Below are 23951 nucleotides of genomic sequence, written 5' to 3'. Positions count from 1 at the left end.
CCGTCCGCCGCTAACTTTCTGGAGCAAGCTCCAGAAAATCCGCTCGACTTGCATGTATTAGGCACGCCGCCAGCGTTCGTCCTGAGCCAGGATCAAACTCTCCGTAAAGTGTTTGATAAAGCTCATAGTGTTTCTTGTAAATCTTGTACTAACGTTGACGTTTTTGGTTGTTTAGTTTTCAAGGTTCAAGGTGTTCTCTATTTAGCCTCTTGTTGAAGCAACTTTCTTATATTAACATAACTTTCAATGTTATGTCAATTACTTTTTTTCGCCGCTGCTAACTTCTTTCAAGTCCTCTGCAGCGACGATTAATATCATAACAAGGATATTTAAAAAGATCAATAGGTTATTTAAACTTTTTTTACAGAATAATATCTGTGGTAGATTCCCTTACCTTTGGTTTCAACTGATTTGGTTAAGATTATATGCTTTTCGATCAGGAATTCGATCATTACGGTAAGATCTACTGAATAGTATTTTAGCTCCTCATGCAATTGAAGATCATGAATTGTCCAATCTTCTTTTTGCATCATTACATCTATAAGGTGGGTTGATCCCGCCTGAATACGCGAGTGGATGAGAAATTCACTCGCCAGGAAAAGAAGCTCCAGCCTTTTTTCAAGTGTTTCCTCACTATTTACAAGCTCCTCATACAGCTTAAAAATTTCCGGTTCAATCTGCTTCACCTGATTCCACACAGTCACCTCTGGATGAAAACCATTTTCGATAACAGCAAGTCTTGCCAAATGATGCAGCGAATGAACAACATGATTGTAAGCATCTAAAAAATGGCGCGATTCAAAGAAGCCTTTTCCATCCACATACCTCCGGATGAGCTTTGCGAATTCAATTCCCATTTTTATTTTCCGTCCGTAGAAGGGAAAATCCCGAAGTTCCGTTCTCATATTCTCGATGTATTCGTTACGGTCAAATACAATTCTCCCCGTCAGAACCCACTCGGTGATTTTTCGGTTGCTCCCTAATAGCAGCCACTCTTTTATTTGCTGCTCTGATACAATATGCATCGCTGCCTTGTTATCTTCATATGTATAATGCTTTATAAACAAAGGAGCGTCTGCTTCTTTCACAATAATGAACAAAATCGTATCAAATGTATCGGTGAGCGGACTTTTAGAGCCCTTTTTTTCAACTATAACGATACCTAAAGTGTTGGGCTGGCTTGCTCTTTCCTGATAAATGGGACGCAGGATGTCTTCCATGTCAATGAACTCCTTCACTATTTAATCCGTACTCTACCAATTCGACAAAGACTGTCATTTTCCTTCTGATATTTCGTAATTATTCCGTCACGAATTTGCTCTTTCGTTCACAAGTTTCTATGATATAGTAAAACTTCAGGGGGGACAATAATGGCTAAAACATATTCAAATAAAATTAATAAAATCCGATCCTTTGCTCTCGCTCTTATATTTGTAGGGTTTGTAATAATGTATGGTGGTATATTCTTCCGGGAGAGCCCCATCATTATGCTCATCTTCATTTCTTTGGGCATGATTGCTCTAATGTTCAGTATGGTTGTGTATTTCTGGATTGGAATGCTTTCAACTAAGGCGATAGTTGTTACATGTCCAAATTGTGAAAAACCCACAAAAATTCTCGGCAGGGTGGATATGTGTATGCATTGCCGCGAACCGCTGACATTAGATCCGGACCTTGAGGGAGAAGAATTTAGCGAAGAGTATAATAAAAAGAATAAAAAAATCCAAACAGTAAACAAAACTGAGTAAACAAAAAAAGAAGCCCACCTTAGTGAGCTTCTTTTTTTGTGCCGCAGTCCTGGCACACTCCGTATACTTCCATCCGGTGGTTATTTACCCTAAACCCTGTAACATGTGAAGCAAGGTGTTCTACTTCATCGAGTCCCGGGTAATGAAAGTCCACTATTTTACCGCATTCCTGGCAAATAGCATGATAATGATCGGTTGTGACGAAATCAAAACGACTTGAAGAATCTCCATAGGTCAGTTCTTTCACTAAGCCAACTTCTCTGAATACACGTAAATTATTATATACTGTGGCAACACTCATGTTAGGAAACTTCCCTTCGAGCGCTTTATAAATATCATCAGCAGTTGGGTGTGACATAGACCCTACCAGAAATTCTAAAATCGCATGACGTTGAGGGGTAATACGTACTCCCGTCCCTTTAAGTGAATCTAATGCATCTCTCAGTTGCATTTCTGACACTGTCATGCACCTCTTTCTATAAAAAGTCTTTCTTTATAATCTTTATAAATAGTGTACTCGTCTAATCTGCACTTTGTCAAATAGTTCTATTGACTAATGAAGCAAAGGCCAGACTCTTTGACCGGATTACTGCTCTTCAGGTGGACGAACCCTGAAGAAACGGGCTTGCTCCTTTTTAGTCGATGCTCTGCAAATTCTCAGCTTGCCATCATACCCTGCTGGAATCGCCACCTTCCGCTGCTCTCTCCTCATCTATTAGTAAACCCACTTAATTTTTTCATTATTTTAATGTCAATTCCTATTCCTTAGTGAAAAAAGACTTCTGCTTAAATTTCAGCAGAAGTCTTTTTCACTATTTAGTATAGAAGACTTCAGCACCAGGGCCTAAGTCAATTCCTGTGTACATGAAGACTAAAAGCATAATCGTCCATACAATTGAAAATACAATGGAGTAAGGAATCATGGTGGAAATGAGCGTTCCGATTCCTACCTTTGGATCGTATTTCTGTGCGAATGCAATAACAATCGCAAAATATGGCATAAGCGGCGAAATAATATTTGTCGTTGAATCAGCAATTCTGTATAAAACCTGCGTTAATTCCGGCGCATAGCCCAGATCCATCATGATTGGGACAAACACAGGCGCCATAAACGCCCATTTTGCGGAAGAACTACCTATAAACAGATTGATGACGCCGACTACAAACATAAATCCAAGAACCAGGAACATTCCTTCCAGCCCTGCTTCACTTAGCCAGCCTGCTGCATTGTAAGCAAAAATCTGTCCTAAATTACTTGTATTAAAATAAGCAACGAATTGCCCTGCAGCAAATGCAAGAACGATATACATTCCCATCGTTGCCATTGTATCAGACATTTGATTGGCAACATCTTTGTCATCTTTGATCACTTTAGTTACATACCCATAAACGAAGCCAGGGATTAAGAAGAAAATAAATAAGATCGGGACAAGTGTCTGGAAAAATGGCGCTTCTAATATATCATCATTTGACAGCCCTGCACGCAATGGCCCCCAGCTCGGAACCACCAAAAGCGCAATAAGAACACTGGTTATAATGATTGAAAGCAGTGCCATCCACAGCCCTTTTTTCTCGACAGGTGTAACAGTTTTCATATCTTCTGCTTCTTCTTTATCGACCTCGCCTTTATAAGTTCCAAGACGCGGTTCAACAATTTTTTCTGTTACAAACGTACCTGCGATTGTCAGCATGATAACAGAAGCAATCATAAAGTAGTAGTTCATTAAGATATTCATGCCTTCAGCATAAGCAGGATCGAATGTAGCTGCTGCTGCGATTGTTAATTCTCCAAGCAATGGATCAAGAGACGTCACAAGTAAATTTGCACTAAACCCTGCCGATACTCCGGCAAAAGCAGCCGCAAGTCCTGCAAGAGGATGCCTTCCCAAACCTGCAAATAAGACTGCCCCAAGCGGTGTCAGAACAACATACCCTGCATCTGCAGCCATTGAGGACATAATTCCTCCAAATACCAATGCAGCTGTTAAAAGCTGTTTGGGAACTGATGTTACTAATGCTTTTAGAGCTGCTGATATTAATCCGCTTCGTTCAGCAATTCCAATTCCAAGCATGGTTACTAAAACAGTTCCAAGTGGTGCGAATCCAGTAAAGTTTGTAACCGCAGACTCAAACATGTATAAAATACCGTCTGAACTTAAAAGGTTAAAAACAGTGATGCTTTCCCCTTCCCCATCTTCAACCGTCCAGCCTAAAGCTGATCCTAACGCGGACGCCAAAACTACGAGCGCGGCAAAAATGAAGAACAGCGTGACCGGATGCGGGAGTTTGTTTCCAACCCGCTCAATTCCGTCGAGACCTTTAGAAAAAAATCCCCGCTTTTTTGTCGTATCCATCGAATCCTCCTACTCTTAAACCTTATTAAATTTTCTAAAAACTTTTTCACCTAAAGGTAGTGTCATTATAATGATAGTATTGATGAAAAAAAAGGGGTTTTAAAAGATCCGCAATACACGGAAAATTATCAATGTTCTAACAAAAATAGTTCTTACAAAAATTAGGTCAGGTTTTCTTTTACAAAATCCAGCGTTTCCTCCACATGCCCTTTTACTCGGACACCACGCCACTCTTTCATAATTTCCCCTTCTTTATTAATAACAAAAGTGGATCTCTCAATTCCCATGTATTCCTTGCCAAAGGTCTTTTTCAGCTTCCATACTCCATACGCTTCTGCTGCTTCATGATCGGTGTCGGCTAGCAATTCATATGGAAGCCCGTGTTTATCGATAAATTTCTGATGCTTTTCTATCGGGTCAGGACTGATTCCGATTATAACCGTGTCAGTATCACCAAAAGACTGCTCTTGATCTCTAAAGTCACAAGCCTGAGTTGTACAGCCTGGTGTCATATCTTTAGGATAAAAATAAAGGACGATATTTTTTTTGCCCTTAAAATCACTTATGGACCTTTTTTCACCCGTATGCGTTAGCAGTGTAAAATCAGGGGCGGCATCTCCTGTAGTAAAATTCAAATTTTTCTCCTCCTTCATTCAGTTGATCTTTCTATAGCTTACTTAAAGAAGTTTTTATTTTCAAAAGATATCATGGATTCTTTCCTTTACGGGTAAACATTAAAGTCCATACAACCGTAACCGGCAATGCATGTCCCAGGTAAGTAGCGAGTATGGAGATCCACCTTCCCCATCCGACAGGGATAATTTCTCCATTACCAACGGAAAACAGCATCATGGCACTAAAGTAAATGGAGGTGCTGAATAAACTCCAAAATGACTGCGATGTTTCATCCACTATCATTACATGGACTCCTTCAAACGTGAGTATGGTAAAAACAGTTGCAAATCCCGTAAGCAGTACAGCATATGTAACCGTCAAAAGGAGAAAATTTCTCAATGAAAAAATCTGTCCTTCCCACGCAGTTGTCAGGAGACGCTTGATCGCATACCCCGTGATGATGATGACACTAATTAAAATCCCCCACCCCATGAACAGTCCCCCTTATTTGCGCATTCAAGTTCATCATATTACAATACCTATGACGCAATGACAGGGAGGAGACATCATGAATTTTTCAAAATCTGAACAATTACATAGTGAAGCACTTGAACATATTGTGGGCGGAGTAAATAGTCCATCCCGCTCTTATAAAGCAGTTGGCGGAGGCTCTCCCGTAGCAATGGAGCGGGGAGAAGGCGCTTATTTCTGGGACGTAGATGGCAATCAATACATCGATTACCTCGCTGCATACGGCCCCATCATCACAGGCCACGCGCATCCTCATATCACAAAAGCTATTGTACGTGCCGCTGAGACCGGTATCTTATACGGGACACCGACCAGGCATGAAGTTACATTTGCTAAAATGCTGAAGGAAGCTATGCCCGCAATGGAAAAGGTCCGTTTTACAAACTCAGGAACGGAAGCTGTCATGACCACAATCCGTGTAGCCCGCGCTTATACGGGTAGAGACAAAATCATTAAATTTGCCGGGTGCTACCACGGTCATTCAGATCTCGTTCTGGTGGCAGCAGGATCCGGTCCTGCTACTTTAGGGACGCCTGATTCTGCGGGTGTGACTAAAAACATTGCAAGCGAAGTCATTACGGTTCCATTTAACGACATCGAACCATTTAAAGAAGCGCTGTCAAAATGGGGAGATGAAATTGCTGGAGTTTTAGTAGAACCAATTGTGGGCAACTTCGGCATTGTTGAACCAGTTCCAGGCTTTTTAGAAGAAGTAAACCGTCTTACGCATGACGCAGGTGCACTTGTAATCTACGACGAAGTCATCACAGCATTTCGTTTTATGTATGGAGGAGCTCAGGACTTGCTGAATGTGAAGCCTGACCTAACCGCCATGGGTAAAATTATAGGCGGCGGCCTGCCGATCGGTGCATACGGCGGCAGAGTGGATATTATGGAGACAATTGCTCCGCTTGGACCCGCTTATCAGGCTGGGACAATGGCTGGAAATCCTGCATCTATTCAGGCGGGAATTGCCTGTCTTGAAGTGCTTAAGCAGGAAGGCGTGTATGAAGAACTTGACCGGCTGGGAGCAATGCTTGAAAAAGGGATTTTAGCGTCAGCTGCCGCTCATGATGTCACTATAACAATCAATCGGCTTAAGGGCGCGCTGACCATTTATTTCTCAGATGAAATCATTCAGAATTACGAACAGGCTGAAGCAACAGACGGAGAGATATTTGCACGGTTTTTTAAATTGATGCTTGAGCAAGGCATTAATTTAGCGCCTTCAAAATACGAAGCCTGGTTTTTGACTACAGCTCATACCGAAAAAGATATTATCCAGACACTCGAAGCGGTCGATGCTGCTTTTAAAAATTTATAATATGGATTGAAGAAGGAGAATGAGGCTGAGACACTTTTGTCCCAGCTTCGTTCTTTTTTTGTTCAACATCAGGGGCAAATTGGAGCTGAATGACCACGCCTCCTTTTAAAATGGATACCGCTGTCTTTTGTAAAAAGAAAAACTGTTTTCCTATGTAAAATCATCTGTTTTTCTCTTGCAGTCCCTTCTGAAGCAGGGTATATTACTACTATTGCCTATTTTTTATTTATAATTAGGTCAATGAATAACGTGAAATTTAACGTCAAGAAAGGATCTATTCACTACATGAAGCTCGGAGCCCGAGTTCTAAAGACCGGAATCGCCATTGTTCTTGCTTTGTATTTGGCTGAACTTTTAGCGCTGCCCAGTCCTATTTTTGCAGGTATTGCCGCTGCATTTGTTGTACAGCCCACCATTTACCGCTCATTTGTTTCCATTTTGGAACATATTCAGGCAAATGTGATCGGGGCTGGATTGGCTATACTTTTTGTTTTGGTATTTGGCAATCATGTTGTAGTCATTGGCTTTGCCGCTGTCATTGCTATTACAATTATTTTAAAACTTAAAATCGAATCGACGATCGGACTTGCCCTCGTTACCCTGATCGCTATCATGGAAGTCCAGCATGAGGATTTTGTAACGTTTGCCCTTCTTCGTTTTGCTACGATTATGCTTGGGGTTTTGGCATCTTTTGCTGTTAATTTAATTTTTCTGCCTCCAAAATATGAGACAAAGCTGTTTTATAAAATTTCAACTACAACTGATGATATGATTAAATGGATCAGACTCAGCACACGCCATGCAACAGAACACCAGCTGCTGAAAAAAGACATCGAAAAGTTTAAAGACCGGCTGATCAATATCGATCAGGTTTATCTGATGTATAAAGAAGAACGGGGTTACTTTAAGCGTAATTCTGTTTCAAAAACAAGGAAGCTTGTGGTTTACCGTCAAATGATTTCAACTGTTCGAAGAAGCTTTGAAATATTAAAAAGACTTCACCGGTTTGAAAATGAACTTCATCATGTTCCTGAATCACTTCAATTGCTGGTGCAGGAGCAGCTTGACTGTTTAATGAGCTACCATGAGCAGCTTCTTTTACGATTTGTACGGAAAATAAAGTTTACGAATGAAGACGATCAGATTAATCACACCTGTATGGATCATAAGGAAGTAACAGACATTTTCATGAAAGAAGTCATCAAAGCGCGGGATGAAGAGGATGAAAATGGCTACCATTTACTTCATGTACTATCGGCCATGCTTGAATATGAAGAACATCTTGTTCATTTAGATACGTTAATCGCAAGCCTTCAGTCTTATCATGACGAGGATAATTACGTCTCTCTGCCTGAACGTGATTTTTAATTTTTAATTAACAAGCCCCTTAGACTGGTTGTGTCTAAGGGGCTTTATTTATATTAGTCGTCCAATTGCTGCACCTGGAAAAGGTTGTAGTATAGTCCTTTCTCTTTCATGAGCTGCTGATGCGTTCCGCTCTCAGCTATTTTCCCATGATCTATAACAACAATTCGGTCAGCATGGGTGACTGTGGAAAGTCTATGCGCGACGATAAAAGTCGTTCGATCTTTGGCAAGCAATTCAATCGATTCCTGAATCAGATGTTCACTTTCAAGGTCGAGCGCTGAAGTTGCTTCGTCCAAAATCAATATTGGGGGATTTTTTAAGAAGACACGTGCAATGGCAACACGCTGCTTTTGTCCGCCTGAGAGTTTAACGCCTCTCTCTCCTACCTTCGTGTCATATCCCTCAGGAAGATCCATTATAAAATCGTGTGCGTTTGCTGCTTTAGCTGCCTGAATCGCTGCTTCATCAGTCGCCTCGGGATCTCCCATTTTAATATTCATCATTACGGATTCACTAAACAGTATATTATCCTGCAAAACCATGCCGATTTCATTCCGCAGACTTCTGACACGGAAATCTCTTATGTCCGTGCCATCTAAGAGAATTCTTCCATCCGTGACATCATAGAACCTTGGAATCAGGCTGACGATAGTGGATTTTCCTCCTCCACTCATGCCGACAAAAGCAATGGTTTCCCCCTGTTTTACATGTAAATGCACATCTTTTAGTACATCCGTTTCGTCTTTATCATATGCAAAGGAAATATGGTCAAACACGATATCTCCTCTTATATCCTTAACTTCCTTAGCATTCGGTTTATCATCTACATCATACTTCTCATCAATTAATTCAAACACTCTGTCCATGGAAGCGATCGACTGAGTCAGCGTTGTAGAACTGTTCACCAGACGTCTGAGCGGGTTATAGAGCCTTTCAACATAGGCGATAAACGCGACCATCACCCCAAGGGTCAAGTCTTCTTCAATAACCCTGTAGCCGGCATACCCGATTACGATCAGAGGGGCAATATCTGTAATGGTGTTAACCACCGCGAAGGCTTTCGCATTCCATTTCGTCTGGTCGATTGCCTTAGATAAAAAGTTGCCATTTTTCCCATCAAACTGATTTTGTTCATGGTCTTCAATCGCAAAGCTTTTTATCACACTCATCCCCTGCACCCGTTCGTGAAGATAACCCTGTACTTCAGCAAGAGCTTGTGACCGGTTTCGTGTCAGAATTCGCAGTCTGCCGAAAAAATATTGGACAGAAAAAGCATATAAAGGAAAAACTAGAATAGCAACTAATGTTAATTTCACATCATACGTCAGCATAATGCCAATCGCAATTATAATAGTAGCAACATCAAGCCATAAATTCATTAACCCTGTCATTACAAAATTTTTCGTCTGCTCAACGTCATTAATCACACGGGAAATGACTTCCCCCGCTCTCGTGTTGGAATAATATTTAAAGCTGAGCTTTTGCATATGAGAAAAAAGACCATCCCGAATATCAAAGAGAATTTTATTACTCGTCCATTGAGCAAAATATTGACGATAATATTCCACAGGGGGACGAACTACCACAAAAAGAACCACTGCAATCCCAATAATCCAAAATAACTCTGATATTTTCGAAGCAGACGAACCATTGCCATCGATTATATCATCTATGACGTATTGTATTAAAACCGGAATCAAAAGCGGAATCGCAAATTTCACAATCCCAATCAAAAGCGTCCAAATAATCTGCCACTTATAAGGCTTCACAAACTCCATATACCGCTTTATACTATCCAAAAAAATCAACCTACTTTCTAATTTAAAAGCTGAAGGCGCTCGTCCAGCTCCGACAAGCATAAGACAACCTGCACATATAGGCGCTTTTTGCCTATTGGGCTGGGTGGCTTATGACTCGAGGAGCTAGCGCCTGAAGCTGGATACCCCTAAAAGCTGAAGCGGGCGTTTACCTCCGACAGACGTAAGACAATCTGCCAAGCAGGCGCTTTTTGCCTGCATGGCGGAGCGACTTACGATCCGAGGAGCTGCCCGCTGAAGCTGGATACCCCTAAAAGCTGAATCCCCTCGCTAAGTTCCAAGAAAAAAACCTGTTGAAAGGACCAACAGGAAAAGAATACGGCTATTCTTTTTGGCGGTATCTTTTTTGAAATAAATAACGGCTGTACCATACATCAATAAAATCTGGAGCAAACGGTCCTCTTCTTTGTTTGATCCATCTGATTAACTTATCTACATTCCTCTGAAGTATATGGTCGATTACATTAGGATACCCCATCAGATTCCGGTGCTCCTCGTATTCATCTTCATCCAAAAGTGTATAGGACATATCCGGATAAACCTTAATGTCCAGGTCATAGTCGATGTACTTCAGTGCTTCTTCATCATACACAAATGGAGAGCTTAAATTACAGTAATAATAAACTCCGTCTTCTCTAAGCATACAAATAATATTAAACCAATGCTCAGCGTGAAAATAACAGATCGCAGGCTCTCGTGTCAGCCATGTCCTGCCGTCTGATTCGGTCACGATTGTCCGGTCATTTCCGCCTATCACAATATTCCGGGTGCCTTTAAGTACGGTAGTTTCCTGCCAGACCCGGTGTATCAGCCCATCGTGTTTGTAACTATGTATTTGTATACTCTGCCCTTCTACCGGTAGCGTCATCGCCCCTCGCCTGCCTTTATACTGCTTGATTAGATTTACCTGATCTATAAGATTTTCCGTTCATATGTGTATTTTTCCATTATACCCTTTTCCACGAAAAAGAGCCACCAAGACACATGGCGGCTCGTTATTCTACTTGTATTCAGCATGCAAAACGGCTAATAGTCAGGGTTGTCAGCACGAAAAGAAGCAATCACTTCATTCATTCTCTCATCAAATTCTAACTGGACCCGCTTTAATCTTTGCTGCAGGTCATTTAATTGACTGGACAGTTGCAGCGCCGACTCCTCGATAGCGAGCGTATTCATGAGTTCGCGCATCTTCTTCTTTTTTTCCACTTCAGCATGCAGCCATAATAGTTCCTCTGCAATTTCCATTTGATCATATACCTGCCTTTTAAATCCATTCATTATGGAATCCCTCCTGACACTTATAGAGTTCCACACTTACTCCAATTGTCCTTTAGCTTTATTTGTCGCAATGTATGTAGTTTTATCGAAACAAAATTGAACTAAAGTAAAAGCCGCTCCTGCTATCCAGAGGAGCGGCTTTTACTTATTTAATTATCGGTTTTGCTGGTTGTTTTGTTGTGAAGCGTTCTTTTTGTTAGCTTCTGCTTGTTGATTTTGACGCTTAACTTCAGCTGCGTTTGTTTCTGAAGCAAACTCAGTTCCATACTGTTTGTTTGCAGCAGCATTTTGTTGTTTTACTTGTTCAACATTTGTGCCAGAAGTTGTTTTGTTTGTTTGTTTTTTCATTGTGATCTCACCTCCACGATAGTTAATGTAACCAGAGTGAAGGAAGTCTATTCATCAAATTAAACGAGCAAAGATCGTCCGCCGTCTACAATAATGGTCTGCCCGCGGATCATTGAAGAATCTTCTGATACCAAAAATAAAACGGTTTTGACCAGATCATCGATTTCGACCATTCGGCCTGCTGGCGTTTTGCTTCTGGCATCTTCCAGAAGCTCTTCCCGATTAGGAAAATGCTTTAAAGCGTCTGTATCGACGGCACCGCCGGATACTGCGTTTACTACGATGTTTTTAGGTGCTAATTCTACAGCAAGATATCTGGTCAGCGCTTCAAGGGCTGCTTTTGAAACCCCTACTGTTGTATAGTTGTCTAAGTACCTTATCGAGCCAAGAGAGGAAATACTCACGATTTTGCCGCCGCTTTCCGGCATCATTTTCGTAGCTTCCTGTGCACAAAAAAGCAGTGCCTTACTGTTAATATTCATGGTCCAGTTCCAGTGAGATTCCTCAAGCTCCATGGCAGGACGCAACACACCTGAGGCTGCATTATTAATAAAGACGTCAAGACGTCCAAACTGTTCTTTTATTTCCTCAAACATTTTTTTTATTTTATCCACATCGCCTACATTTGCCCGAACTACTATCGCTTTTCTTCCAAGCTGTTCAATTTCGGCTGCTGTATCAAGCGCCGCCTGTTTGCTTCTGGCGTAATTCACAACGATGTCATATCCCTTTTCAGCAAGCGCAAGAGCAATTGCTTTTCCTACTCCTCTGCTGCTGCCGGTTACTAACGCTACTTTGTTTGTCATGATCATTCTCTCCTATCATAAATAAAGTGATACAAACTGTTTCCATATTTTCCGATGAGACACAGGCAGTGCCATTTTTTCAACTTCTTCTTTTGTTAACCAGGTTGCGTGTGGTTTATTTTGATTGGAAAGGTTTGATAATTCCCCTTTAAATACAGCCATTTTCCAGGTTAAATGTGAAAAAACATGATCCTGCATCATCCACGGCTCTGACTCAACGACTGCTTCTACATTAAAATCAGATGCAAGAAAATCATTAATTTGAGAGGCTGTACGTTCATTCTGCTGTTTTTCAAAGCTTGGGAATTCCCACAGATTTGCTAAAAGCCCCTGAGACGGGCGTTTGTTCATTAAATACTCACCCTGTTGATTTTGAACGATCACCGTTAGAAGATCAATGACCTTAGTGGATTTTTTTCTTGTTTTTACAGGAAGATCGCGCTGAACCCCTTCGGCAAATGCACTGCAATGCCTCTGAACTGGACATAATAAGCAGGAGGGAGACGAAGGTGTACAAATCAGAGCGCCTAATTCCATCAAAGCCTGGTTAAAATAAGAAGGGTTATCATGAGAAATTAAATGTCGGACTGCTTCTTCAAAACTTTTTCTCGATGAAGGCTTTGCAATATCTTCCCAGATGGACAGAACGCGGGAAAGCACCCGCATAACATTTCCGTCTACTGCGGGTTCTGGGACCCCATAGGCGATGCTTAAAATCGCACCAGCTGTATATGGGCCGACCCCTTTTAAAGATGAAATTTCTTTAGGGGTATCAGGAACAATTCCTTTATATTGTTCATGCACTTCTCTCACTGCTGATTGAAGATTTCTGGCACGTGAATAGTAGCCAAGTCCTTCCCATGCCTTTAAGACATTTTCTTCTGGTGCATTGGCTAAAGCTTCAATCGTAGGGAATTGCTCCATAAAACGATGATAAAACGGAATGACTGTGTCTACTCTCGTTTGCTGAAGCATAATTTCAGACACCCATATTTGGTACGGGTCTTTATTTTTTCTCCAGGGCAGTTCACGCATTTCCTTTTCGAACCATCCGATCAGATCTTTTTGAAATGCCTCTGGGTTTATAGTAGACAGCTTTTGCTGAAGATCTTCCTTCATCTTTATACCTCCGTGATGTTACTCCAAGCTTTAGATTGGGAATAAGTAAGAATAAGCAATTCGTTAAGCAACAGAAAAACAGATTATTGGTTGAAAATAATGAAACAACTGCTCATACTTACTAGTACAAAACAAATGATCTCCATTTGTAATAGCAGTTTAGTAAAGGAGGGATCACTTTGGATACAGGCACTCATATTGTCATGGGGTTTGCAATCGGTGGCTTAGCAGCAATCGACCCGGTTGTCGCAAACGATCCGGTTACGGCTCAAAGCGTCTTAATTGCAGCTGTCATAGGATCACAGGCGCCAGATGCTGACACTGTATTAAAACTTCGCAATAATGCTGTTTATATTCGGCACCACCGCGGAATCACCCACTCTGTTCCCGCTGTTATGCTATGGCCGCTCGGGATTACGGCAGTGATTTACCCGTTTTTCCCTGAAGCAAATTTACTTCATCTGTGGCTTTGGACGTTTCTGGCCGTATTTTTACACGTATTTGTTGATATTTTCAATTCATACGGAACTCAGGCGCTTCGTCCATTTTCAAGAAAATGGGTTGCACTCGGTGTCATTAATACATTTGACCCGATCATATTTGGCATACACGTAATCGGATTGATTATTTGGGCCTTCGGAGCGGATCCGGTCCCTACCTTTCTGATTATGTACTCCGTCATTGTCGGATATTATATCATCCGGTTTATGCTTCAATCAGCTGTCAGGCATTCAATTAAGAAGACGATTCCTCAGGCGGATAGTGTTATTATCGCACCAACCATACGCTTTTACCAATGGAGAATTGCGGCTGAGACGAAAGAGCATTTTTATGTAGGAAGAGCATACGGCAGGTCCATTACAATCTATGATAAGTTTAAACGAATTTCCATTCCTGATAATGAGATCTTTCAAAAAGCCAAAACGGATCCAAATGTATCCGCCTTTCTTTCCTTTTCCCCTATTTACAGATGGGAACTGACAGAAAGCGATGATCAATATGAAGTTCGCTTTATTGACCTGCGTTACCGAAGCAATGACCATTATCCATTTGTAGCCGTTGTACAAATGGACCAAAATCTGACCATCCAAAGTTCTTATACAGGATGGATCTTCAGTGAAGAAAAGCTCAAGAAAAAACTTGATGTACTAACTATAGATTAGTTATAAATCAATTCCCAACAAACTAAAAATTACGATTACAAAGTAAAGAAGAGGCTGGGACAAAACTAAAAAAAGCTTAAAAATGAGGACATATTTATTAATAGTATTAGGTGAGCGCAGCGGAAAGCGTCCGCCTGAAGCGCAGCGAACCGGTCAAAGAGGGTGAGACACTATTGTCCCACCCTCTTTTTTAAAATAATTTCTCAATCTGATTAATGCTTTGTATCCTCCTGGCTGCTTAACAGCTCAGCGTATTTAGGGTTCATAGCAGCTACCTGATGCAGCCGCTCCCCATAATTTACAATCCATTGCCTTACCACCCTGGTGGTCACTTCCTTGCCTTGATAATCATGGCCGGCTTTCGCATAGGTGGCTTCAAAATCCTCCCACAAAAGATCCACTAATGTTTGCGCCTTCGCTGCTGAAAGCTCTTGGTTTTTCTCAAGAAGAAGTGCTGTCAGGGATTGCTTTTCTTCATTCATTGCTGTTTTCCTCCTTCTGAACGGTTGTCGAGCATGGCGATTGGGAGTGCTTCAAGCTTTTTTTCCCCTTTTAAACGGTAGCCCCAGGCAAAAACCCCATTCAGATAATCGATTTTAAAGTAGCTTCCTGGATCATTACTAATCGCATACACCGTTCCCGGTTTGTAATCTTTTGGGTTAAGCAAATAGCAGGATGCCATAATAGCTTTGCGTTCTAAGACTGCAAATTCATTTACATATCCAAGCTGCTCCGCTTTTCTCGCTTTTTCCTTAACATTTGCTATTTCCTGCTCAAGCTCATGCTTGGTCATTAAGCTGTACCTTTTTTCAGTTGACATATGAATACAACCCCCTCTAGTCTTATTTGATTCTTTATTTTATAATAAGCAAACGAATTTAAATTGCGTACCGAATGGAGGAATACGTATGAAAAAACCAATTGCTTTACTAACAGGGGCAGGCACCGGACTTGGAAAAGAGCTGGCCCTGAAACTTAGCCATACCCACACAGTGATCCTGATTGGACGAAGGGAGAATCTGCTGAACGAGCTTGCAGCGGTTATTAACACCTATGGCAGAGCTCTCGCTGTACCCTGTGATATTACGGAGCCGAATGAGATCGAACAGCTCATGGACAAGCTAGTAAGAGAATCACTGCTGCCGGTTGATTTAGTTATTCATAATGCCGGTATCGGACGTTTTGGCAATGTGGAAGATACAAGTTCTTTAGATCTTGAACTCATGTTTAAAACGAATGTGTTCGCACCTATAGCTCTTACAAAGACCCTTTTGCCCCACATGAAAAAACAGAAAAACGGAACCTTTTTGTTTATTTTATCAACTGCCGCACTCCGGGGAAAATCAAATGAATCGGGATATGCTGCAAGCAAATTCGCACTCAGAGGCTTTGCTAAAAGCCTCGTAAAAGAAACTGAACCATTTGGCATCCGTGTGGTCCGGACGTATATGGGAGGAATGAATACACCCTTTTGGGAACACGGGGATCATGTAAAAGATCCTTCACGCTTTTGGAAGCCAAGTGAAGTTGCTCATCTTATAATGGAACAAATCCACGAAAAAGACGAGATTGTTATTGAATCGAAAAAGCATCAGGCAAAGGGCAGTTCCACTTAATAGGACTGCCCCTCTTCCTGCAGACGCTCAATTGCTTTTTCGATCTCTTCTGCGGAAAACCCTTTGCGATAAAGAGCCTGCTTCATTCTTTGTTCGTATTCGTAGCCTTCAAATTTCCGAATGTATTTTGAATGGGCCTTTTTTGCCTGAGAATAAACAGCTGCCCATTTCTCTTCTTCGTTTCTTTCAATTGAGATTTCCGATAGAACTCTTCCTGTTACAGTGCCATCATATCCTTTTCTTGAAAGCGTATCCTGACCTTTTTTCTTAATCTGCAGCTTTGATTGCTTTGGATTTTTTTTAATGACCTTTCCTATTACTTGTTCCGCTCTTTCAAGCCACTCTTCCTGTGAAATCACGGCCAGTGTTTCCTCGATAATACCGGGTTCAATTCCTTTATCCTTCAATGCTTGTCCAATATGTCTCGGTCCTTTATCTGATGTGCGTAGCTGCGTATTTAAAAAAGCCTTCGCAAATTCGGCATCATTCACATATCCATATTTTCTCAGCTTGTGCATCGTTTCTTCGATGGAAGCTTCCCCCATCTCATGTTCTCTTAAGTGGAGGATAATTTCATGCTCAGAACGCATGCGGTAGCTTAAGTAAATAAGTGCTTTATTAAATCCTTTGCGAATTTCATCCTCATATTCTATTTCACCAATATCCAAATCGTTAATTTCTTTGTTTTTGCCAAGCTGATAGCGGGCGAGCACCTCTTCGTCCACACTAAAAGCGTATTTTCCATCCAAAAATATATTGTATCTTTCTTTGTTTTTTTTCTGCTGGGTAATTTTCGTAATAATTGGCATCTTGATCACCTCTTTCTTCACTGTACCACATTTCAAAAAGGTTTTATCGTTTTAAAAAAGGAAATAGTAACTATAACAAGTAGGAGGGATGCGGGATGAAAATCCTTTTAAGCGGAGGAACAGGGTTTTTAGGTCAGGCAATCACAAAATTGCTGACTGCTGAAAAACATGAAGTATTTATATTAACAAGAAATCCTGATCAGCCCAAAGCAGCGAATCAGGTTCATTATGTAGAATGGCTGACAGAAAACGCTGCACCTGAAGAGAGGCTGCCTTCTATTGATGCAGTAATTAATTTGGCTGGAGAATCCATTAACAATGGACGCTGGAATGATGAACAAAAAAGAAAGATATACGACAGCCGGATGAATGCAACAGATGAGATTCTTCGTATAATTCAATTGCTTGATAGTCCACCTTCTGTGTTGGTGAATGCAAGTGCAGTCGGCTATTATCCTACATCAGAAACAAAAATTTACACTGAACAGTCTATTGAACAGGGTGAAGGCTTTTTAGCTCAGACAGTTGTGGATTGGGAAAAGAAAGCCATGCTCGCTGAAGATCATGGAGTTCGTGTTGCCTGTGCACGATTTGGCATCATTCTGGGAAAAGAAGACGGCGCTCTTCCGAACATGGCCCTTCCCTATAAATTAATGGCAGGCGGTACGGTAGGAAGCGGCAGACAATGGTTATCCTGGATTCACCACGAAGATGCAGCTAGAGCCGTGCTTTTTGCGATTGAAAAAGCTATCGAAGGACCATTTAATGTTACTGCTCCTAACCCGATGAGAATGAAGGAATTCGGGGAAACCCTGGGTAAAGTTCTGAACCGGCCGCATTGGGTTCCTGCTCCAGGCTTTGCACTTAAGCTGGCATTAGGTGACAAAAGCGCACTTGTACTTGAAGGACAAAAGGTTTTGCCCAATGTACTAAAAAACAAGGGATTTACATTTTTGTATCCTTCCTTAAATGAGGCGTTAAGAGAAATTTATTCTTAAGATTCAAGAGGGGGGACAATAGGTCTCAGCCTCTTGTTTTCTTCCCCGCACATACTCCATGAAGACTTATTTCGTATACGTTTACGCCTTTAATACCGCCTTCCGCTCCAAGTAAGGAATTCCTTCCACCAGCCTCTTTTTCAATTGCTTCATATATGCATCCTGCCAGGGTGCACCTGTCCATTTTTCCTTGAAAATAGGATAGAGCACCGCGTCGCGCAAGTTTAAAAATAAAAAGAGCTGATCAATCATCTCATCATCCAGCCGGTGGACCGATGAATAACCTTCCAGCATCCCTTTGATCATTTGCGCTGCTAAATCTTTTTCTTCAGGCCTGAACGAATTACCCTGCCAGATGCCATGATATAGTGATACAGCAAGATCCTGCATAATCCAATCAGTCATGCAGTCATCAAAATCAAACGTCATAATAGTATACCCTTCAGTCATAAAATTTCCCTGGTGAAGATCATGGTGAATAAAGTGGTGTGTATCTTCTTTTATTTCATGCTGTACAAGTGCATTCAGCTGATCAGTGTACCAGCTGTGCATCTCCGGTTCCAATTGAGCTTTAATGCCTTCAGGATCCGGATTTTTTTTGCTGCGAACGGCTTTTTTTTCAATGTCTGTATGATGAAAAGACTGAGCAGCATTATGCATTTGACCGATGTATTTTCCCCATTCGCAAAACAACTTGCTTCCCCAGGCCTGATCATCCAGAATTCGGATGGAAGTACCCTTTGCTTTTTCAAAAAAGACTGCGTGAACTTTTTTGTCTTCCATCTCCCATTCATGAATAAACGAACCATTCCATTTTCTTGCTCGAGCAGTCTTGATTTCCCTTTGGTGCAAGTGTTCAATAAAATCTATTTCTAGCTGCAGTTGAGCTTTTGTCCTGCGATTTACGTCTATTAGACGGAGAACAAGCGGGCCTTCTCCTGTTTCAACGTGGAATACTTCATTTTGAAGCCCCCCAATCGTTCGCCTCACAGCTTTATCCGTTACGTGAAGTTTTGAAGCAACCCAGTCCTTATCCATCTGTTCAACCCCTTTTTTCATCAAAATAAATGAGCTTGGGACAAAAGTGTCTCAAGCTCTACGACCGGTTCACTTCGCTTCAGGCGGACGCTTTCCGCAGGGACGGCGCTGAGCCTTTTCAGGGCCTTGCCCTGTAAAGGCTCAAGCAACCGTCACATCCTGCAGGAGTCGCCACCTTCCTCTCCGCTCACCTACTACTAATAATATATCCTCATTTTTAAACTTTTTTGAGTTTCGTCAAAGCCTCATTTAAAGTCAGTGCATTTAAACGGACTTTTTCCGGATCGTTTAGATTAAGCTTACTAAACTATTTTAAAACCTTTTTGATCGTTTCCAGACTTGTGTTATAAGGCGGGAAAGCCAGCTTTAATTCTACTTTCGTGCTTTTCTTCATCATGCTTTTTCTGTGAGAAAATAAATCAAAGCTATGTTTCCCATGGTAGGCGTTGACTCCTGAGTGTCCGACGCCTCCAAACGGAAGCTGGTCATTAGCTACATGGCTTAACGTATCGTTTACGCAGCCTCCGCCGAATGAAAGACTTTCAAGCACTTTTTTCTCTGATTGCTTGTCCTCTGTAAACACATAGAGTGCCAGCGGTTTAGGACGTGACTGAATCATGTCAATTGCTTCATCGAGCTGATTATAGGTTAAGACAGGAAGAATTGGACCAAATATTTCGTCCTGCATCGCTGCATTAGACCAGGTGATGCTGTCTAAAATAGCCGGGGCAATAAATCTTTCTTCGCGGTTGGTTTCCCCTCCTGCTACAATATGCTCACGGTCTTTTTCTAATATAGAGACTAGGCGGTCAAAATGCTTTTCATTTACGATTTTTCCATATTGATCATTCGCTTCAATAGAGTCTCCGTAGAAATCATGAATCGTAGATTTTAATTCTTTAATCAACTGATCTTTAATTGATTGATGAACCACCAGATAATCAGGAGCAATACATGTTTGACCTGCATTGATCAGTTTTCCCCAGAGAATTCGCTGAGCAGCTTTTTTCAAGTCTGCTGTCTCATCCACAATCGTCGGACTTTTTCCGCCTAACTCAAGCGTATGCGGCACAAGATTTTTAGAAGCAGCTTCCATCACAATTTTGCCGACTGGCACGCTGCCCGTAAAAAACAAATAATCAAAAGGAGCATGAATGAGTAAAGAAGTTTCTTCCTTTTCTCCTTCAACAACCTTCAGATAAGCAGGATCAAAATTAGCCGAAATCATCCGCTGTATCACGGCTGTCACTTCAGGGGTGCTTTCAGAAGGCTTAATCACAGCACAGTTGCCTGCTGCAAGCGCTCCAATTAAAGGCTCTATCACGAGTTGAAAAGGATAATTAAATGGTCCAATAATTAAAACGCTGCCGTAGGGCTCCTTCATAATATAGCTTTTCGATGGCATTTGAAAAAGAGGCGTTTTTACTTTTTCTGTTTTCGCCCACTGCTTCACATTATTAATCATCGTTTGAATACTTTTAAGCGTAATGCCTATTTCGGAAACATACGCCTCGAAAGGATTTTTTCCTAAATCTTTTTTTAGAGCGCTTAAAATTTCATCTTCATGCTCTTTAATCAGTGTCTGCAATTTTCGAAGCTGCTTAATTCTAAAATCAATCTTTCTGGTAATTCCGCTGTGAAAGAATGTTTTCTGCTTCTCAATGATCTCCAGCACGTCTTGTTCTGTTTGAATGGACACGGTGATCCTCCTTTGGTGAATCATGGATATTTAACAATTAAAAATCCTTAATCTTTTAATACCAGCTTCGTTACACTTTCCACATGTGCCGTTTGCGGAAACATGTCAAGCGGCTGAATATACTCAATTTTATACGCTGATGACAGCTGCATCAAATCTTTTGCAAGTGTCGATGGGTTGCAGGAGGCGTAAATGAAGCGCTTTGGCCGCACTTTCAAAATGGTTTCAAGCAAAGATGCATCACAGCCTGCACGGGGCGGATCCACAACAACTACATCCGGTCTGAATCCGTCTTCCTTCCATTGCAGCATCCATTTCTCAGCGGATCCCACTTCATACTGAGCGTTTTTTAAATTGTGCTGAGCAGCATTGATTCTAGCATCGTGAATGGACTCCTTAATGACATCCATCCCCCGGATTTCACTCGCTCCTTTTGACAGCCATAAACCAATCGTGCCGGATCCGCAGTAAGCATCGACAATCTTCTCTTTACCTGTTAAATCCGCCGCTTCTTTAATTTGATCGTACAGCTTCTTGGTTTGGATGGGATTTAACTGAAAAAAGGCTCTCGCTGACAAATGAACCGTATACTGCTCCATCCTGTCTTCAATTGTTTCTTTTCCTGATAATAAAACCGTTCTATTACCAAAGATAATAGAGGTTTGGGCAGGGTTAATATTTTGCATGATCGATTTTACTTCAGGCATTTTATTTTCAAGTGCACGAATTAGTTTTTCTTTCTGCGGCAACTCATCATTTGATGTAACGAGTACAATTTGAACTTCACCGGTTTCTACGCCTACACGCGTCACGATGGTTCTGACCACGCCTTTTTTTGTCCGCTCATTGTAAACTGGTATTTTCAGCTTTTCAAGCTGCTTTCGAACAACTTGTGTAGCTTTGTTGGTTTCTTTTCTCTGAACGATGCACTCTTTGATATCAACGAGTTGATGGGAATCTGTTCCATATAAGCCTGCAACTACTTTTTCTCCATTTTTGCCCACTTGAAACTGACTCTTATTTCTGTAATACCAAGGTTCATCCATTCCAATGGTGTTTCGTATTTCCATCTTTTGCACTGGAAGCTTTGTATACCGTTCAAGCGACTGTATCAGAATATCCCGCTTATGTGAAAGCTGGTGGTGATAATCCAGGTGCTGCAGCTGGCATCCCCCGCATGCCTCATACACAGGACATGGCGGTACAACCCGGTTCGGAGATTCCTTGCGGATGGAATGAATCTTTGCCTGAGCGTATTTCGGGTGAATTTTGGTTACTTGCACAACCACTTCTTCACCAGGAAGAGCCCCTGGTACAAAGACCACCTGTTTTTTAAAATAGCCGATTCCTTCTCCATTAATGCCTAATCGCTTAATTGTTAAAGGGAACTCCTGTCCTGCATCTATTTTTTGTACTGATTTCTCACTCAATGAATTCACTTCCCTGTCTCGATGCTCCTCCATAAATAAAGAGAGGCATAGCTTAAGTATGGCTGCCAGGCCTTTGTCCACTCTTCCATCTCTTCTGTGGTGGGCTTTCTTTCCATTTTATATTGCTTTTTTAATGCATTTTGAATACCGATATCGGCAAACGGAAAAACGTCCATTCGTCCAAGACCAAATAATAGCACACTTTGCGCAGTCCAAGGTCCCACACCCCGCAATTGGGTAAGTTCTTTAATGATTTCTTCATCACTCTTTGAAGGAAATGACGCTAAATCCAATTCACCGCTGCTGATTTTTTCTCCCACACCAATGACATACTCTGCTTTTCGCTGGCTGAATTGCAATTCCCTGAGTTCTGTAACCGTTAAATTTGCCACTTTCTGCGGTTTCGGATAAAACCAGACACCGTCCACCTCTTCGCCATAGGTGGTAACAAAACGGTAGGTTAGAGTTCCTGCAAATGCCATGTTCAACTGCTGGTGAATAATACTTTTCAGTAAACAGCTGTAAACGGAAGGCTCTCTTACAAGAGGCGTGCCCTGATGCTCTTGAAAAAGACTTTGCAGACTCGTTTTTGAAAAATGGAGATCGATATGCGAAAGTGTTGTATTCCAGTGGAATATTTCTTTTACATAGTCAATAATATCTTCTTTAACTTCATCCTCTTTGCCTGTTACTTTAAAAACAGGATGGGCTGTTGTTCCTGCTGCTTTAATCGTGACTGCCTGTCTTACCGTTCCTTCATATGGCAATTTCACAAGCTGATTTTCCTGATCCACTGCAGTAAGGGGATCGATTGACATACGCTGAAGGACGCGATCAAAAGCATAAGGTCCTTCCACTTCAATTCGCTCTTGCCACATTCTTCTCACATCCCATTTTTCCTTTATTATATCATGCTGAAAAAAGACCAAAAGAAATCTGGTTCCTTCTCTGCATAATAAAAGCAAGTGAGCCTGAAATCAGGTTCACTTGCCCTTTTTTACGGTTGATTTTTCATTAAATGATCCAGGTCTTCGAACGAATAGCCCTGCTTTTTTAAGTCCTGAATGACACGCTGTAATGCTCCTGCATTATCGGGGGATACTGTATGAAGAAGAATAACCGCACCCGGGTGAATTTGTTTCATAATTTCGCTGTATGCATAATCAGCCCCTCTTGGCTTATCCGCATACCAATCGACAAACGCAACGGACCAAAACACATGCGTATACCCTTCCTCTTTGGCAACTTTAAGTGTTTCTTCGTTAAAAACACCTTCAGGAGGGCGAAGATAGGGCATTTCTTTTTGTCCGGTAAGCTCAGTTGTTTTTTCTTTCACCTTGCGCCATTCTTCTTTCATTTGATCCTCTGTCAGTGTGGAAAAATTCGGGTGTCCCCATGAATGGTTACCAATTTTATGTCCGTCCTTCACCATTCTTTTTACAAGAGGCTCAGCACTTGTTAAATAGTGACCTGTCAAAAAAAAGGTTGCTGGCACTTTTTCTTCCTTCAGCACATCCAGAATTTTTTCTGTGTATCCATTTTCAAATCCATTGTCAAAGGTAAAATAAAGGACCTTTTCTTTAGTGGTCCCCCTATAAACTGAATCATATTTCTTCAGAAGCTCGTTGTATTGAGCACCGGCTTCTGCCTGTTCTCCATTTTGCCCTCTTTTAAATCCCCAGTTCAAGCTCTCAGCAGAAGCAGATAAAGGCGCAGCTATACATAGCAGGAAAATAATGATATAAAGTAAAGCGTTTCTTTTCACCATGCACTCCTCCTTTCTTTAGTATGGTGTTCATTTAAAGAAGGAGCATACATAGAAAAAACACCCACAGGAAGGGTGTTTTAAGGCTGCCATTAATAAAAAAAATTTTATTGAGCATTCTATTA

The 23951-nt window shown here is 41.4% G+C and carries 25 protein-coding genes and 1 rRNA gene; 6 read left to right on the top strand and 20 right to left on the bottom strand.

Annotated features, from left to right (window positions below):
- Positions 1-108 (bottom strand): 16S ribosomal RNA (locus ACQCT8_RS16525); the annotation flags it as partial.
- Between the two features lie 242 nt (positions 109-350).
- Positions 351-1220: a nucleotidyltransferase-like protein gene (locus tag ACQCT8_RS16520; protein WP_426872925.1), complete on the bottom strand. Its 870-nt coding sequence runs from the start codon at positions 1218-1220 to the stop codon at positions 351-353.
- 150 nt (positions 1221-1370) lie between these two features.
- On the opposite strand from ACQCT8_RS16520, the gene ACQCT8_RS16515 reads away from it, so the two are divergent.
- A complete protein-coding gene (locus tag ACQCT8_RS16515; RefSeq protein WP_426872923.1) occupies positions 1371-1748 on the top strand; it encodes a YgzB family protein in 378 nt (125 codons plus the stop codon).
- Positions 1749-1767: 19 nt separating this feature from the next.
- Here ACQCT8_RS16515 and perR read toward each other — a convergent pair whose 3' ends face one another.
- From perR to ACQCT8_RS16495, 4 genes are all read right to left on the bottom strand, one after another.
- Complete coding sequence (perR, locus tag ACQCT8_RS16510; RefSeq protein ID WP_426872929.1) at positions 1768-2199, bottom strand: peroxide-responsive transcriptional repressor PerR; 432 nt, start codon at positions 2197-2199, stop codon at positions 1768-1770.
- Positions 2200-2560: 361 nt separating this feature from the next.
- Complete coding sequence (locus ACQCT8_RS16505; protein WP_426872921.1) at positions 2561-4102, bottom strand: AbgT family transporter; 1542 nt, start codon at positions 4100-4102, stop codon at positions 2561-2563.
- Positions 4103-4263: 161 nt separating this feature from the next.
- Positions 4264-4755, bottom strand: coding sequence for a thioredoxin-dependent thiol peroxidase (gene bcp / locus ACQCT8_RS16500; protein ID WP_426872919.1), 492 nt, complete (start codon positions 4753-4755; stop codon positions 4264-4266).
- Positions 4756-4807: 52 nt separating this feature from the next.
- A complete protein-coding gene (locus ACQCT8_RS16495; protein WP_426872917.1) occupies positions 4808-5209 on the bottom strand; it encodes an ion channel in 402 nt (133 codons plus the stop codon).
- 76 nt (positions 5210-5285) lie between these two features.
- Between ACQCT8_RS16495 and ACQCT8_RS16490 the strand changes: the two genes are divergently transcribed.
- The gene (locus ACQCT8_RS16490; protein ID WP_426872915.1) at positions 5286-6572 is read left to right on the top strand and encodes a glutamate-1-semialdehyde 2,1-aminomutase; all 1287 of its coding nucleotides are present in this window, start codon (positions 5286-5288) and stop codon (positions 6570-6572) included.
- Positions 6573-6857: 285 nt separating this feature from the next.
- Positions 6858-7940, top strand: a complete 1083-nt coding sequence (locus ACQCT8_RS16485) for an FUSC family protein (protein WP_426872913.1) — start codon at positions 6858-6860, stop codon at positions 7938-7940.
- 53 nt (positions 7941-7993) lie between these two features.
- Here ACQCT8_RS16485 and ACQCT8_RS16480 read toward each other — a convergent pair whose 3' ends face one another.
- The 6 genes from ACQCT8_RS16480 to mutY form a co-directional block, all read right to left on the bottom strand.
- On the bottom strand, positions 7994-9739 hold the full coding sequence (locus ACQCT8_RS16480) for an ABC transporter ATP-binding protein (protein ID WP_426872911.1): 1746 nt from the start codon (positions 9737-9739) through the stop codon (positions 7994-7996).
- Between the two features lie 340 nt (positions 9740-10079).
- Complete coding sequence (gene ntdP / locus ACQCT8_RS16475; protein ID WP_278242031.1) at positions 10080-10625, bottom strand: nucleoside tri-diphosphate phosphatase; 546 nt, start codon at positions 10623-10625, stop codon at positions 10080-10082.
- A gap of 158 nt (positions 10626-10783) precedes the next feature.
- Positions 10784-11035: a YgaB family protein gene (locus ACQCT8_RS16470; protein ID WP_426872908.1), complete on the bottom strand. Its 252-nt coding sequence runs from the start codon at positions 11033-11035 to the stop codon at positions 10784-10786.
- A gap of 153 nt (positions 11036-11188) precedes the next feature.
- Positions 11189-11383, bottom strand: coding sequence for a gamma-type small acid-soluble spore protein (locus ACQCT8_RS16465; protein WP_278242029.1), 195 nt, complete (start codon positions 11381-11383; stop codon positions 11189-11191).
- A 59-nt stretch (positions 11384-11442) separates the two neighbouring features.
- Entirely contained in the window at positions 11443-12189 is a 747-nt protein-coding gene (gene fabL / locus ACQCT8_RS16460; RefSeq protein WP_278242028.1) for an enoyl-[acyl-carrier-protein] reductase FabL, read from the bottom strand.
- A gap of 15 nt (positions 12190-12204) precedes the next feature.
- Complete coding sequence (gene mutY / locus ACQCT8_RS16455) at positions 12205-13308, bottom strand: A/G-specific adenine glycosylase (protein WP_426872905.1); 1104 nt, start codon at positions 13306-13308, stop codon at positions 12205-12207.
- 179 nt (positions 13309-13487) lie between these two features.
- Between mutY and ACQCT8_RS16450 the strand changes: the two genes are divergently transcribed.
- Entirely contained in the window at positions 13488-14471 is a 984-nt protein-coding gene (locus ACQCT8_RS16450; RefSeq protein ID WP_426872903.1) for a metal-dependent hydrolase, read from the top strand.
- Between the two features lie 212 nt (positions 14472-14683).
- On the opposite strand, the gene ACQCT8_RS16445 is transcribed toward ACQCT8_RS16450, so the two are convergent.
- Together ACQCT8_RS16445 and ACQCT8_RS16440 are read right to left on the bottom strand one after the other, a co-directional pair.
- Positions 14684-14953 (bottom strand): YfhJ family protein, encoded by a 270-nt coding sequence (locus ACQCT8_RS16445; RefSeq protein WP_426872901.1) that lies wholly within the window; start codon positions 14951-14953, stop codon positions 14684-14686.
- Positions 14950-15291, bottom strand: coding sequence for a YfhH family protein (locus tag ACQCT8_RS16440; protein ID WP_426872899.1), 342 nt, complete (start codon positions 15289-15291; stop codon positions 14950-14952). The genes ACQCT8_RS16445 and ACQCT8_RS16440 overlap by 4 nt, the downstream gene beginning before the upstream one ends.
- An 88-nt stretch (positions 15292-15379) precedes the next feature.
- Between ACQCT8_RS16440 and ACQCT8_RS16435 the strand changes: the two genes are divergently transcribed.
- Positions 15380-16087 carry an SDR family NAD(P)-dependent oxidoreductase gene (locus ACQCT8_RS16435; protein WP_426872897.1) on the top strand — a complete coding sequence of 236 codons (708 nt, stop codon included), beginning with the start codon at positions 15380-15382 and terminating at the stop codon, positions 16085-16087.
- On the opposite strand, the gene recX is transcribed toward ACQCT8_RS16435, so the two are convergent.
- A complete protein-coding gene (recX, locus tag ACQCT8_RS16430) occupies positions 16084-16896 on the bottom strand; it encodes a recombination regulator RecX (RefSeq protein ID WP_426872895.1) in 813 nt (270 codons plus the stop codon). The two genes, ACQCT8_RS16435 and recX, sit on opposite strands and share 4 nt — an antisense overlap.
- A gap of 95 nt (positions 16897-16991) precedes the next feature.
- Between recX and ACQCT8_RS16425 the strand changes: the two genes are divergently transcribed.
- A complete protein-coding gene (locus ACQCT8_RS16425) occupies positions 16992-17894 on the top strand; it encodes a TIGR01777 family oxidoreductase (protein WP_426872893.1) in 903 nt (300 codons plus the stop codon).
- A gap of 81 nt (positions 17895-17975) precedes the next feature.
- Here ACQCT8_RS16425 and ACQCT8_RS16420 read toward each other — a convergent pair whose 3' ends face one another.
- The 5 genes from ACQCT8_RS16420 to pdaA form a co-directional block, all read right to left on the bottom strand.
- Positions 17976-18932 carry a phosphotransferase enzyme family protein gene (locus ACQCT8_RS16420; RefSeq protein WP_426872891.1) on the bottom strand — a complete coding sequence of 319 codons (957 nt, stop codon included), beginning with the start codon at positions 18930-18932 and terminating at the stop codon, positions 17976-17978.
- A gap of 307 nt (positions 18933-19239) precedes the next feature.
- Positions 19240-20655, bottom strand: coding sequence for an aldehyde dehydrogenase (locus ACQCT8_RS16415; protein ID WP_426872889.1), 1416 nt, complete (start codon positions 20653-20655; stop codon positions 19240-19242).
- Positions 20656-20678: 23 nt separating this feature from the next.
- Complete coding sequence (gene rlmD / locus ACQCT8_RS16410) at positions 20679-22070, bottom strand: 23S rRNA (uracil(1939)-C(5))-methyltransferase RlmD (protein ID WP_426872927.1); 1392 nt, start codon at positions 22068-22070, stop codon at positions 20679-20681.
- Positions 22067-22939, bottom strand: coding sequence for a DNA-3-methyladenine glycosylase family protein (locus tag ACQCT8_RS16405; protein ID WP_426872888.1), 873 nt, complete (start codon positions 22937-22939; stop codon positions 22067-22069). Before ACQCT8_RS16405 ends, rlmD begins: the two co-directional genes overlap by 4 nt.
- Positions 22940-23058: 119 nt before the next feature.
- Positions 23059-23829, bottom strand: coding sequence for a delta-lactam-biosynthetic de-N-acetylase (gene pdaA, locus ACQCT8_RS16400; protein WP_426872886.1), 771 nt, complete (start codon positions 23827-23829; stop codon positions 23059-23061).
- Positions 23830-23951 lie beyond the last annotated feature (122 nt).

The organism is Jeotgalibacillus proteolyticus (genome assembly GCF_050107735.1).
In the GTDB taxonomy this organism is placed as follows: domain Bacteria; phylum Bacillota; class Bacilli; order Bacillales; family Jeotgalibacillaceae; genus Jeotgalibacillus; species Jeotgalibacillus proteolyticus_A.
This window is presented reverse-complemented; position numbering and strand designations above follow the sequence as displayed.